This is a genomic window from Xylanibacter brevis P6B11 (assembly GCF_000621825.1).
In the GTDB taxonomy this organism is placed as follows: Bacteria; Bacteroidota; Bacteroidia; order Bacteroidales; family Bacteroidaceae; genus Prevotella; species Prevotella brevis.
Window position 1 is genome coordinate 1 of sequence record NZ_KK211352.1, and the last position, 14,426, is coordinate 14,426.

Sequence of the window (14,426 nt, forward strand, 5' to 3'; positions counted from 1 at the left end):
GCTAGCGTTCATCCTGAGCCAGGATCAAACTCTTCATTGTATATGTTTGTATCTTTTGATCGCCGCTCCCCTATATAATAAAGGAGGACTATCTATTATCTGTTTCAGAATGACTATCCAAAAAGTATCAAGTCTATCAACCTATTTTAAAATATGATTGACGGTTCGTTACTGTTACCCAAGTGCCTTTCAATTAAGATTAGCACTCGCTTCTTGTACTACTTCTCTGTCTATGTAAATCTTTCAAAGAACTCTTGTCTTGTTGCTTGTGAGGAGGTGTTCCTCGTAAGCGGATGCAAAGGTACGGCTTTTTTCGGAATCACCAAAACTTTTTCGGGAAAAATTTGAGAAATAATGCATTTTTTATATCTGTCTTGATATACATCAATGCACCATTACTATGCTCTCCTTATTAATATTATGCGCGTGCGAGGAAAAGGGGGACCCCAACTAATTTCCCAAAGACCCCCTCCTGACCTCCCCAAGGGGGAGGAAAAAGGGCACCGCCAAAGGTCACGAGCCCCTCTCCTGGCCTCCCCGAGGGGAGGAAAAAGCTGAAAATTGAAGTTTTTGCGCCCCTCGCCTTCGGAGAGGGGTTGGAGGTGAGGCCCTCACTTTTGCTGTTTTGCGATGCAATAGTTTTGGTCTTGTGGTGCAATACTGGCGCTTTTGACTTGCAATTCGGTAAGTTTTGATCTTTATCTAGGGGCTAGACGAGGCGATTCTAGGGTCTAGATGAAGTGAATCCAGGGGCTAGATGAGATCATTCTAGGGGCTAGACGTGAGCATTCTAGAGTCTAGATGCATCCGTTCTAAAGTCTGGATGCACCCAATCTAGAGTCTAGATGCGACTGTTCTAGACTCTAGATTGGGAGCAAAACTGCCACTATTGCGACTCAAAAGGGGCACTTTTACAAATCAAAAGGGGCACTATTGCATTTCAAAAGTGGCACTATAAGATTGTGATAGTGGCTGAATAAGGAGGCGAAGGGGGTACTTTTTTTGGGGAAAAAGGATGATAATCTTAACGAAAGGAGAAAGCGATGCTACATACCATGATAAGTGTAAAAGTAATATTTTTTATCGTTTTTTTCTCAAAAAAGTTTGCATGTATTAATAAATATTGTATCTTTGCACCGGATTTACTATAATCCATCAACTAATTTACAAAATTATCATAAACGACTGACTATACTACAAACAACAATTCCTACGACTAACAACGTACACTATAAAACTATAAACAACTTATTATACAACTTATTTATTAACTAACATTTACTAATTATGACCAAAACATTACGTTTATCATTGCTCAGCCTATTGGTGATGCTATGTGGATCTGTGTTTGCCGACACCTACACGTATGAATTTACCAACAAGGCCATTGATAGTCAAGGCACAAAAGCCTTAAACGGTGCAAACTGGACAATTGCCGGACAAGGCAATGGCAGTGATGATTATTGGGGCTTCGATAACACCAAGGGACAACAGTTTGGCAGTGGCAGCAAACCCTTTAGTTCCTTAACCCTTTCGACAGAAGATTTCAATGGAACCATTTCCGAAATCAAAGTTACAACAAGTGGTGCCTCAAGCATTGCCGGCACACTAGCAATAGAAGTTGGTGGAACAGCATTTGGCAATACCTACACACTCACATCAACATCGACAGAAGTCACTTTCACTGGCTCTGCTATGGGTAAAGTAGAATTAAAGTACACTCAGACATCTTCAAAAGCTATCTATATCAAGAAGATCATGGTCACCTATAGCACTGGTGCCGACACCGACATTGATATCAGCATCAAGGATACAGACAGCGAGCTGATGAAGGAAGCCAAGACACTGGCTGCCGATGCCGATGCTGTGGCTGTTGGCAAGTTGATTGATGCTATTGGTGCCGCTCAGGCAAGTGGCGACGAGACCGAATTGCTGGCTGCAGTTAATCAGTTTAAGGCTGACAATGCAGGAAGCGAACTTGACGTTACATCAAAGGTTGGTACCGGTACAGACAAATGGGTAAATGCCCAGAATTGTGATGCTGGAGAATTCAAGCCTTACCTTGGAAACGGCATCAATCTCATCCAGGTATTCGGTGTGACTGGTGTAGGTGATGTCCTCACACAGGAAGTTGAAGTTGAAAATGGTATCTACAACATTAGCTTGTATGCTACCTCACACAACGCATGGAATGGCCAGTATGGCGCAAACATAGCTGGTGCTCCTAACCTACAGGAAGATGCTGACGACGTGGCTTATGTATTCGCAAAATCTGGAGAGAACACTCAACAGACATGGATTACTGCCCGTAGAAATAGTGGGCTTGTTGAAACTGAGCCAGTGGCCTACTCAATCAACGGCATTGAGGTTGCTGACGGAAAACTGACCTTCGGTTTGGCTTTGGCTAAGGCTGCTATGACTGAATGGCACTCTATCCAAATCAAGAGTTTGAGTAAGGTTACCACTGCTAAGGCTAAATTCGCAGCTATCAAAGCTCTGTTGAATGACGAGATTACCGCTGCTAAGGCGCTGGTAGGTACCGAGGGCTTGGAGGCATTCAACACTGCTATTGGCAATGCCGAGACTGCTCTGAACGACAATCACCTGAACATCGCAGAAATGGAAGATGCCATTGAGACCTTGAAGAAGGCAGAGAAAGCCTTCGTTTGGGCTCAGTACACTGTGGAGAATCCATCTCCCGAAATCCTTGTAAACGGCTCATGCGATACACAGAACGAGGGCTGGACACTGAACAACATGCAGTATCAGCAGAACGGTGAGCGTCCTACTCGCTATATTGAGAAGTGGGTTAGCTCCGGCAACGACGGACATCTGCCTGACGTTTCTACCAAACAGATCTTCAAGGATATGCCCGCTGGTGCATACGTATTGAAAGGCACGGCCAATGCACAGCAGCAGAGCCACGCTGACTGGACTATTACTGGTGCATCTCTCTACGTAAACGATGCTACTGTTGCTGTAAGCGGCACATGGAAAGAGTATCAGATTGTTTACAACCACGAGGCCGAGGGTGACATCGAGGTTGGCTTCAAGACCGAAAGCACCAATGCCAACTGGGTTGGTATCGACCAACTGTCACTCGTTTACTATGGCGACTACGCTGCATACGTCATTGCTGCTCCTAGAAAAGACTATCAAGCTGCTTTGGCCGAAGCTCAGGCTGCTCTTGAGGCAGAGAAGAACGTAACAGGTTCTGAGAAGACCGCTCTGGAGGCAGAAGTTGCAAAGGCTGAGCCTACAACCGCTGAAGGATACGAGGCTGCTACAAGCGACCTGAAGGCTGCTACCAAGACCTTCACCGATGCAGCTCCCAACTACAACTACTTGGCCGCTGCCAATGCTGCAATCGTAGATCTGCCCTATGCTAACGCAGAGAAGAAGCCTGAGGCTAAGACTGCAGACAATGCTACTGCCGCTAAGCAGGCTGGCGACGAACTGTACGCAGCACTGCGCACCTACTACGAGTCTAACGCTGCTGCTGAGGGCAAGGCAGGTGCTACTGATGTAACTGAACTGATCACCAACGCTGCTGCTAACGACGGTATCAACGGCTGGACCACCACCAACGGTGAAGGTTCTACTGGCAGTATCGATATCAAAAGCAACGAGCCTTGGGTAAGCGCTGACGGTACTGCTGCTCACAACTACTTCGACGGTGGCGACTGGGGTAAGAATTCTTGGGACGTTTCATTCACTCAGGATGTGACCCTGGAGCCCGGTAAGTATCTGCTCTCTGCTATTTCACGTGCTTCTGCCGACGTTAACTTGAAGCTCGTCGCTGGTACAGACAGCGTGAAGACTGCAAGCATTGGTGCTGCTGACGGCGTATTCACTCGTGGCTGGAACATCCACAACGTTGAGTTCGAGGTTACTGAGGCTGGTGCCGTAACAATCGGTATTCGCGGTGTGACCAGCGTGCTCCACAACTGGATGTCATTCTCTGACTTCCGCCTGGTACAGCTGGAGCAGCCCAAGCAGGGCACTACCTATAATGGTTATATTGCCATCGCCACCTGTCCTGTTGCCACACCTGGAACCCAGGTACCTGGCACCGCAATCGCAACTGCCGAACAGGCTGTGACTATCGCAGAGGCTGGAGAGAACAGCGTGGAAATCACCTTCTCTGGATTCAACATGCAGATACCACCTACAACAAGCTTTGAGAACCTGACTCTTGCAGCTAATACAACACTTGATGAGAATGGCATCAAATTCAGCTCAGAGCCAACGAATGTAACCTTCGATGGCGGCGGTATGATGGCGATTAACTACTCTGCTACTATTGAGGGTACCCAGGCATCTGCCGAGGCTACACCTGAACTGGTGCTCAACATGAGACAGGCCACTATCACAACCATCGTCTTTGCTGAAACAGCAGAGAAGGCTAAGAGCCTGTTGGAGAGCGAACTGCAGAAAGCAGCTGATGCTGCCGGCATACAGAACGTGAATGCCAACAACGAGAAACAGACCATCTTCAACCTGAACGGCCAGAAGCTGAACAAGGTGCAGAAGGGCCTGAACATCGTGAACGGCAAGAAGGTGCTTCGCAAGTAATCGCACGATAACTTGGCACCCGCCAAGTCATCTATAAACAGCAAAGAGCGGCTCCGCCATGGTGGTGCCGCTCTTTTATTTATGCAGTTTATTTCCAATTATGCAAATAAATACACTTTTATTTGGTTATATACAAGAAAATATGTAATTTTGCACCGCGTTAGTGAATAAATATACTTCTTAACACAAAAACAATGAAAGAAAAAGACTACCGTTTGGAAGCACTGAGACTCATCATTTCAAGTCAACAACTTGGAAATCAGGCAGAACTGCGTGAGGCCCTGAAGAAGGAAGGTTTCAACCTGACCCAGGCCACACTGAGCCGTGACCTTAAGCAACTGAAGGTGGCCAAAGCATCGACCATCAATGGTGACTATGTTTACGTGCTGCCCAACGAGACGATGTATAAGCGCGTGACCACCCCCACCACCGCACGTGAGATGATGGAGATTCCAGGATTTGTGAACATCCACTTCTCTGGCAACATGGGCGTCATCAAAACGCGTCCGGGCTATGCCAGCGCCATTGCATGGAACATAGACTGTGCCAACATCACCAGCATACTGGGAACCATTGCTGGCGATGACACAATATTTATTGTGATAAAAGAAGGAACATCCCAGCGTGCACTGATCAACGCGCTGAGCGAGGTGGTTCCGAACATAAAATAAAACATGGAAACAAGTAAAGACATCAAGGTGATGGTGGCAGGCCCCGAGCACGAGGTTTATGTGGACACCATCTTAGAGACTATAGCTGAAGCTGCTAAGGTGAGAGGCACTGGCATCGCTAAGCGCACACATGAGTATGTGGCGAAGAAGATGCAGGAAGCCAAGGCCGTGATTGCGCTGCGCGAGAGCGACGGGCGCTTCGCTGGTTTCAGCTACATCGAGACATGGGGCAACAAACAGTATGTGACCACTTCGGGTCTGATTGTTCACCCCGACTTTCGCGGCCTGGGACTGGCTAAGCGCATCAAGGACCTGACGTTCACGCTGGCACGCACACGCTGGCCACACGCCAAGATCTTCTCGCTGACCAGCGGCGCTGCCGTGATGGCTATGAACACACAGTTGGGCTACAAGCCCGTGACCTTTGCCGAACTGACCGACGACGAATCCTTCTGGAAGGGATGCGAAGGTTGCATCAACGTGGACGTGCTGCACCGCACGGGGCGCAAGTACTGCATCTGCACGGGCATGCTGTTCGATCCCACCGAGCAACTGCCTGCCAAACTGACGCCACAGACCATCGCGCGCATCAAACAACTAGAAGAGATTGAAGAGCACAGCTCGCAAAACTAACTAAAGAAATGAAGGGACTTTAAGCATGGAACAGAAGAAGAAAAAAGTAGTAGTAGCATTCAGTGGTGGTCTGGACACATCATACAACGTGATGTACCTGACCAAGGAAATGGGTTATGAGGTGTATGCCGCATGTGCAAACACCGGCGGTTTCTCGGCAGAACAGCTGAAGAGAAACGAGGAGAACGCCTATAAATTGGGCGCGAAGGCTTACGTTACGCTCGATGTAACACAGGAATACTACGCCAAGTCTTTGAAATATATGATTTTTGGCAACGTGCTGCGCAACAACTGCTACCCTATCTCGGTGAGCTCTGAGCGCATCTTCCAGGCCATCGCCATCGCACGCTATGCCAAGGAGATTGGTGCTGACGCCATCGCACACGGCTCTACCGGTGCCGGCAACGACCAGATCCGCTTTGACATGACCTTCCTGGTGATGGCACCGGGCGTGGAGATTATCACGCTGACACGCGACCGCAACCTGACTCGTAAGGAGGAGGTAGATTATCTGAATGCTAATGGCTACTTCGCCGACTTCACCAAACTGAAGTACTCGTACAACGTAGGTATTTGGGGCACCAGCATCTGCGGCGGCGAGCTGCTCGACCCCACACAGGGCCTGCCCGAAGAGGCTTACCTGAAGCACGTGACGGCTGCCGAGAAAGAAGCCACACTGAAGATTACCTTCGACAAGGGCGAGATCGTGGCTGTGAATGGCGAGCAGTTTGACGATAAGATCAAGGCTATCCAGAAGATTGAGGAGATTGGTGCCTCGTATGCCATCGGTCGCGATGCCAACGTGGGCGACACGATTATCGGCATCAAGGGTCGCGTAGGTTTCGAGGCCGCCGCACCTAAGCTGATTATCGAGGCTCACCGCCTGCTGGAGAAATCGACACTGTCGAAGTGGCAGCAGTACTGGAAGGACCAGGTGGCCAACTGGTATGGCATGTTCCTGCACGAGAGTCAGTACCTGGAGCCCGTGATGCCCGACATCGAGGCTATGCTGACCAGCAGTCAGCGCAACGTGACGGGCACGGCCATCCTGAAGCTCCGCCCCTACGGCTTCGAGACCGTGGGCATCGACTCTGACAACGACCTGACCAAGAGCAAGCTGGGCGAATATGGTGAGACCCAGACCGGCTGGACTGCCGACGAGGCAAAGGGCTTCATCAAGGTATCGAGCACGCCGCTGCGCGTGTATTATGGGATACATAAAAACGAAAAAAGATAAAAGCCCCCAGCAGCTCCGACCCCACCCCAACCCTCCCAAGGGGAGGGGGATATTTATACTATAGATGAGTTTTCAATTCATATACAACTACGCATCACCTGATAGATACGAGATGCTACTGGAGTTTGCAAAGAAAAATAAGCAATTTCAAACTGATGCGGAACGTTTACTATGGAACTACATACGAAATAGTCAGCTGGGCGTGAAGTTCAACAGACAATACATCATAGGTGACTATATTGTAGATTTCGTATGCTTACAAAAGAAACTTATCATAGAAATAGATGGAGGATATCATTCTGAGTATGAACAGATACAAAAGGATGAACAACGCAGCGAAAGACTGGAGGAGATAGGATTTAACGTCATTCGATATAAAAACGAAACTGTTTATTCAGATATTAATGGCGTATTAAACGATATAAAAGAACAATTATATAAAAAAACATGAACGCACAAACTAGCAACAATCTCCTCCCCCTTGGGGAGGCCGGGAGGGGGTCCCTCCGTGTGGGCATCCTAGGCGCCGCCGGCTACACTGGCGGTGAACTGATTCGCCTGCTGCTGAACCACCCAGAGGCAGAGATTGTGTTTGCAAATTCGGAGAGTAACGCGGGGAATCTGGTCAGCGATGTGCACGAAGGACTCATCGGCGAGACTGATTTGAAGTTCACTGACCAAATGCCTTTTGACCAGGTGGACGTGGTGTTCTTCTGCTTCGGACACGGCAAGAGCGAACAGTTCTTGAAAGAACATACAATACCGGCCAACGTGAAGATCATCGACCTGGCACAGGACTTCCGCATCAAGGGCGACCACGACTACGTGTATGGTCTGCCAGAGATCAACAAGACCGAGATTGCACAGGCTCAGCACCTGGCTAACCCCGGCTGCTTCGCCACCGCCATTCAGGTGGCTCTGTTGCCTGCCGCCCACATGAACCTGCTGAAAGAGGATGTGGCCGTGAATGCCATCACGGGTTCTACCGGTGCCGGACAGAAGCCTGGTGCCACCACTCACTTCTCGTGGCGCAACAACAACCTGAGCATCTACAAGCCTTTCCAGCATCAGCACATCGCCGAGATACGTCAGAGCCTGAAGCAGGTGCAGGGCTATCTGGATGCCGACATCGACTTCATCCCCTATCGCGGCGACTTTGCCCGTGGCATCTTCTGCACGGCCGTGATCAAGACATCGGTCCCCGTGGAGGATATCATCGAGGCCTATAAGGACTTCTATCAGGATGCTGCCTTCACCCACTACACCGACAAGGCCATCGACCTGAAGCAGGTGGTGAACACCAACAAGGCACTGGTGCACGTGGAGAAATATGGCAACAAGCTGCTGGTCACCTCGGCCATCGACAACCTGCTGAAGGGTGCTGTGGGTCAGGCTGTGCAAAACATGAACATCATGTTCGGCATCGACGAGATGGCCGGACTGAAACTGAAGGCATCTGCTTTCTAACCAACATAAAAGAAAGGAAACAATATGAAACTATTCGACGTCTATCCACTATTCGATGTCAACATCGTCAAGGGAGAAGGTTGCAAGGTATGGGACGAGAAGGGCCAGGAGTACCTGGACCTGTATGGCGGACACGCCGTCATCTCGATAGGTCATGCACACCCCCATTATATTAAAAAGGTGTCAGAGCAACTTCAGAAGTTGGGCTTCTACTCTAACTCGGTGCACAACAACCTGCAGGTGGAGCTGGCCGAGAAGCTGGGCAAGCTGTCGGGCTATGAGGACTACCAGCTGTTTCTGGTGAACAGCGGTGCCGAGGCCAACGAGAACGCCCTGAAGCTGGCATCATTTAAGACGGGCAACACCCGCGTGCTTTCTGCCCACAAGGCTTTCCACGGTCGTACGTCGCTGGCTGTAGAGGTGACCAACAACCCCAAGATTGTGGCACCTATCAACGACAACCACCACGCTAAGTTCCTGCCCCTAGACGACATCGAGGGCTGGGTGCGCGAGATGGTGAAAGGCGGTGTGGCTGCTGCCATCCTGGAATGTATCCAGGGCGTGGGCGGCATTCGCATGGCAACACCTGAGTTTGCCCAGAGTCTGGCTTATGCCTGCAAGCGATTCGGTGCCGTGCTGATATGCGACGAGATTCAGTGTGGCTATGGCCGCAGTGGTAAGTTCTTTGCACACCAGTGGCTGGACATCAAACCCGACATCATCACCGTGGCCAAGGGTATCGGCAACGGCTTCCCCATGTCGGGCGTGCTGATTTCGCCAGAGTTCAAGCCTCAGTACGGACAACTGGGTACCACCTTTGGTGGCAACCACCTGGCTTGTTCGGCAGCACTGGCTGTGCTCGACGTGATTGAGCAGGAAGACCTGATTGAGAACGCCCGTGTGACCGGCGACTACCTGATGGAGAAGCTGCGCTCGCTGAACCACCCCATGATTAAAGAGGTGCGCGGTCGCGGTCTGATGATTGGCATCGAACTGAACGAGCCTCAGAAGCCCGTACGCGAGCGTCTGGTTTACGAGCAGCATGTGTTCACAGGCTGTTCGGGCGAGAACGTACTGCGCTTGCTGCCACCACTGACCTTCACTAAGGAGATGGCCGACGAATTCATTATACGTTTAGAGAAAGCATTATGAAAATAGCAGTTATAGGTGCTGGCGCCATGGGTGGCGCCACCGTAGAAGGCATGATCAAGGCCGACTACTTCGACAATAAGAACATCACCGTAAGCGACCCCTCAGAGGCCGTACTGAATAAATTCTCGGCACAGGGCATCGCCGTGACCACCGACAATGCGAAGGCTGCTGCCGATGCTGACGTGGTGATGGTATTCGTAAAGCCCTGGCTGGTGGAGCAGGTGCTGAAAGGCATCGCCCCCGCACTGACGGCCGAGAAGATACTGGTAGTCATCGCCGCCGGTGTGCCCTCAGCCAAGATACAGGAGTGGATTGGCATCGACATGCCTTTGTTCCTCTGCATCCCCAACATCGCTATTGCTGAACTGGCCTCAATGACATTCCTGGTTGCCGCCGCAGGCGAGCCCGCCCACACCAAGACGGTGAAGGATATCTTCGATGCTATGGGCAGCACGCTGATGACCGACGAGCAGCACCTGGCTGCAGGTACCACACTGGCCTCTTGCGGCATTGCCTACGCCATGCGCTACATCCGCGCCGCTTCGGAAGGTGGTGTAGAGCTGGGCTTCAAGGCCGACCATGCCAAAGAGATTGTGATGCAGACCCTGCTGGGCGCCGTGAAGCTGTTGCAAGCCAGCGGCATGCATCCCGAGGCAGCTATTGACCTGGTGACTACACCTGGCGGACTGACCATCAAGGGACTGAACGAGATGGAGCATGCTGGATTCACATCGGCCGTGATTCGCGGATTGAAAGCAGGAGTTTGAGTCCACCTCAGTGAGGGGACGACAGGGGTCTGAACAAGCGCAGACCTCCATAATAACATAATAAAGGGACTGATAAACGCTTGTTCAGACCCCCATCCCGAACTTAAGGGGCTTATATATGGATGAACAACTAAAACAAATTGGTGAGCGTTTGCGCGGACTGCGCGACGTGCTTGACATTCCCGTCAGCGAGATGGCCGAGACCATCGGCATCGATGCTGCTAAATATGAAAAGATAGAGAAGGGCGAGATGGACATCACCATTTCGAACCTGATGAAGATTGCCCATAAGTATGGCGTATCTACCGAGGAACTTATCTTTGCCGAGGCACCCCACATGACCTCATACTACGTGACACGTAAGGGACAGGGCATGAGCATTGAGCGTACGAAGGCCTATAAATACCAGTCGCTGGTAGGTGGTTTCGTGGGTCACAAGGCTGACGTGTTCGTGGTCACGGTAGAACCAAAGCCCGGTGCACGCACCATCTACAAGAACAGTCACCCCGGACAGGAGTTCAACCTGGTGCTGGAGGGCAAGATGGAACTGTATATTGCTGGCAAGACCATTATCCTGGAGGAGGGCGACAGCATCTACTTTGATGCAACGAAGCCTCACGGCATGCTGGCCGTTGGCGACAAAGCAGTAAAATTCCTGGCATTCACAGTAGAATAAAAGGAAGGAAAACACAAAACGCAAAAGAAATATGGTAGAGAGATTTTTAAAACAAACTCATTTCGAGTCTGTAGAGGATTACAATAAAAACTTAGAGTTCATCATACCTGAGCACTTCAACTTTGCCTACGACGTGATGGACGCATGGGCTGCAGAGGCACCCAACAAACTGGCGCTGCTGTGGACCAACGACCAGGGCGAAGAGATTCGCGCCACCTATGCCGATCTGAAAGAGCAGAGCGACCAGGCAGCCAGCTACCTGCAGTCGTTGGGTATCGGCAAGGGCGACCCCGTGATGCTGATACTGAAGCGCCGCTATGAGTGGTGGATTGTGATGCTGGCACTGTGTAAGATCGGTGCCGTAGTGATTCCTGCCACCCACATGCTGACCAAGCACGACATTGTGTATCGCAACACGCGCGCCTCAATCAAATCGATCATCTGCGTGGACGATCCTTATGTCTGCGAACAGATTCGTCTGGCTATGCCCGAGAGCCCCTCGGTGAAGGAATACATCACCATCACTGATCACGGCAAACCCATCCCCGAAGGTTTCCGCGACTACCAGTCGGAGGTGGTGAAGGCGCCTAAGTTCGAGCGTCCGGCCTTCGTCAACAACAACGAGGACACGATGATTATGTACTTTACCAGCGGTACCAGCGGCGAGCCTAAGATGGTGGCACACGACTACCTCTACGCCATGGGCCATCTGACAACAGGTGTGTTCTGGCACAACCTGCACGAAGGCTCACTCCACCTGACAGTGGCTGATACCGGTTGGGGTAAGGCCGTTTGGGGCAAGTTCTACGGACAGTGGTTTGCTGGCGCTACGGTCTTCGTGTTCGACCACGAGAAGTTCAATGCCGACACACTGTTGCGCCAGATGGAGAAATACAAGGTGACCTCATTCTGTGCACCTCCCACCATCTACCGCTTCATGATTCGCGAGGATCTTTCGAAGTATGACCTCAGCTCATTGCAATACTGCACCACCGCAGGCGAGGCACTGAACCCCGCCGTATATGATAAGTTCTACGAGAAGACGGGCATCCGCATGATGGAAGGCTTCGGTCAGACGGAGACCACGATGACTCTGGGTACCTTCCCCTGGATGACACCCAAACCCGGTTCGATGGGTATTCCCAACGCTCAGTACAACATCGACCTGCTGCGTGCCGACGGCACCCCATGTGAGGACGGTGAGAAGGGCGAGATCGTGGTTCGCGTAGGCGACAAGAAGCCTGTGGGCCTGTTCAAGGGTTACTACCGCGATGAGGAGAAGACCCGCGAGGCTTGGCACGACGGCATCTATCACACGGGCGACATGGCATGGCGCGATGAGGACGGCTACTACTGGTTTGAGGGACGTATCGACGACGTCATCAAGTCGAGTGGTTACCGCATTGGTCCGTTCGAGGTAGAGAGCGCCCTGATGACCCACCCCGCCGTGGTTGAGTGTGCCATCACCGGTGTGCCCGACGATATCCGCGGTATGGTGGTAAAGGCCACCGTGGTGCTGGGCAAGGAATGGAAGGACAAGGCTGGCGACGACCTGGTGAAGGAGTTGCAACAGCACGTCAAGAAGGAGACCGCTCCCTACAAATACCCACGCATCGTGGAGTTTGTGGATGAGTTGCCCAAGACCATCTCTGGTAAGATACGCCGCGTAGAGATCAGAAAGAAAGACGCTGAGAAATAGCAGTAACCATCAATAGAAATGGGAACCATCGCGGTTCCCATTTTTTTATTCCCAACACTCGAGTTCGTGTTCCAACTCAGGAATCTGACTGCGGTGGAACACCGGTTCCTTGACACCGCGACGCTTCTGACTGCGATAGTCGTCTAAGAGGCGGAAGACATAGCGGCCCAACAGGACAATGGCAACGAGGTTGCAAAATGTCAGGAAGGCCATAAAGAAATCAACGATGTTCCACACCAGTTCGAAACTGGCCAGGGCACCGAAGATCACCATCACACCACCTGAGAAAATGCGATAGAGGGCCATCACCTTGGTATCGTTCGTGATGAAACGGATATTGGCTTCACCATAATAATAATTACCGATGATGCTGGAGAAGGCAAACAGGAAGATGGCTACCGCCACAAAGACAGGACCTACGCTGCCCACCTCCGACTGCAGAGCCGACTGCGTCAGGGCGATGCCATTCAGTTCGGGGTCGCGATAAAGACCACTGATCAGTATGATAAAAGCGGTGCACGAGCATACCAGCAGCGTGTCGGTGAACACACCCAGCGCCTGTATCAGTCCTTGCTTGACGGGATGGCTCGTGGCTGCCGTGGCTGCCACATTAGGTGCACTACCCTCACCGGCCTCGTTAGAAAAAAGGCCTCGCTTGACTCCGTACATAATCGTGGCTCCGATACCACCGCCAGCTACCTGATGAATGCCAAAGGCATCCGACAGTATCACCTTCATAACAACGGGAATCTTCTCAATATTGGCCAAAATGATAAAGACTGCCAAGGCCACATAGCCAATGGCCATCACTGGGACCAGCACAGAACTAACCTTTGCAATGCGCTGGATGCCACCAAAGACAATGAGCAAGGCCATCAACGACAAGGCAAGACCGACCCAAACGGGCGACCATCCGAAGGCTTCCTGCATGGCGCCACAGATGGTATTGGACTGTATGGAATTGTTGGAAAGACCAAACTGACACGTGATCAGCACGGCAAAGGTGACAGCCATCCAACGCTGATGAAGACCACGCTGAATATAATAGGCAGGACCGCCAATGAACGAGTCCTTATGTTTCTGCTTAAACAGCTGGGCCAGTGTTGATTCCACGAAAGCCGTGGCCGATCCGACGAGTGCTATCACCCACATCCAGAACACGGCACCGGGGCCACCAATGGCAATGGCAGAGGCCACACCGGCCAAGTTACCAGTACCTACACGCGTGGCCACCGACACGGCAAAGGCCTGAAAAGAAGAAATATGCTTCACGCCACGCGTCGTATCGACAGCAGATTCGGTGAGCAGGCGTATCATCTCGCCCAACATACGAAACTGCACAAAACGCGTGCGCCACGTGAACCACAATCCACAGCCCACCAGGGCACCTATCAACACATAACTCCAAAGGGCATCGTTAACCTGAGTGATCAGCTGATTTATATCCATTAGAATTTTACGTATTTGCTTATTTTTTCCGTTTTAGGCTGCAAAATTACAAATATTATTCGTAAATTTGCAGCAGATTGTTATTTTTATTGAGAAAAAG

Annotated in this window: 11 protein-coding genes; 10 read left to right on the plus strand and 1 reads right to left on the minus strand. The window is 51.0% G+C overall.

The features are described from left to right. Positions 1-1,287: 1,287 nt before the first annotated feature. From T496_RS0109855 to T496_RS0109900, 10 genes are all read left to right on the plus strand, one after another. Positions 1,288-4,575, plus strand: coding sequence for a hypothetical protein (locus T496_RS0109855; protein WP_155808846.1), 3,288 nt, complete (start codon positions 1,288-1,290; stop codon positions 4,573-4,575). Positions 4,576-4,769: 194 nt separating this feature from the next. After that, entirely contained in the window at positions 4,770-5,246 is a 477-nt protein-coding gene (locus T496_RS0109860) for an arginine repressor (RefSeq protein ID WP_027450598.1), read from the plus strand. Between the two features lie 3 nt (positions 5,247-5,249). Further along, entirely contained in the window at positions 5,250-5,879 is a 630-nt protein-coding gene (locus T496_RS0109865; protein ID WP_027450599.1) for a GNAT family N-acetyltransferase, read from the plus strand. Positions 5,880-5,904: 25 nt separating this feature from the next. Beyond that, on the plus strand, positions 5,905-7,116 hold the full coding sequence (locus tag T496_RS0109870; protein WP_027450600.1) for an argininosuccinate synthase: 1,212 nt from the start codon (positions 5,905-5,907) through the stop codon (positions 7,114-7,116). A 112-nt stretch (positions 7,117-7,228) separates the two neighbouring features. Then, positions 7,229-7,567, plus strand: a complete 339-nt coding sequence (locus T496_RS0109875) for an endonuclease domain-containing protein (protein WP_231478039.1) — start codon at positions 7,229-7,231, stop codon at positions 7,565-7,567. Further along, a complete protein-coding gene (argC, locus tag T496_RS0109880; RefSeq protein WP_044111084.1) occupies positions 7,564-8,583 on the plus strand; it encodes an N-acetyl-gamma-glutamyl-phosphate reductase in 1,020 nt (339 codons plus the stop codon). Before T496_RS0109875 ends, argC begins: the two co-directional genes overlap by 4 nt. A gap of 24 nt (positions 8,584-8,607) precedes the next feature. Next, complete coding sequence (locus T496_RS0109885) at positions 8,608-9,735, plus strand: aspartate aminotransferase family protein (RefSeq protein ID WP_027450603.1); 1,128 nt, start codon at positions 8,608-8,610, stop codon at positions 9,733-9,735. Further along, entirely contained in the window at positions 9,732-10,502 is a 771-nt protein-coding gene (locus tag T496_RS0109890) for a pyrroline-5-carboxylate reductase family protein (RefSeq protein WP_027450604.1), read from the plus strand. The genes T496_RS0109885 and T496_RS0109890 overlap by 4 nt, the downstream gene beginning before the upstream one ends. Positions 10,503-10,620: 118 nt before the next feature. Next, positions 10,621-11,178: a helix-turn-helix domain-containing protein gene (locus T496_RS0109895; RefSeq protein WP_027450605.1), complete on the plus strand. Its 558-nt coding sequence runs from the start codon at positions 10,621-10,623 to the stop codon at positions 11,176-11,178. Positions 11,179-11,209: 31 nt separating this feature from the next. Beyond that, on the plus strand, positions 11,210-12,877 hold the full coding sequence (locus T496_RS0109900) for an AMP-binding protein (protein ID WP_027450606.1): 1,668 nt from the start codon (positions 11,210-11,212) through the stop codon (positions 12,875-12,877). A 45-nt stretch (positions 12,878-12,922) separates the two neighbouring features. On the opposite strand, the gene T496_RS0109905 is transcribed toward T496_RS0109900, so the two are convergent. Continuing rightward, on the minus strand, positions 12,923-14,326 hold the full coding sequence (locus tag T496_RS0109905) for an alanine/glycine:cation symporter family protein (protein WP_044111086.1): 1,404 nt from the start codon (positions 14,324-14,326) through the stop codon (positions 12,923-12,925). Between the last annotated feature and the right edge of the window lie 100 nt (positions 14,327-14,426).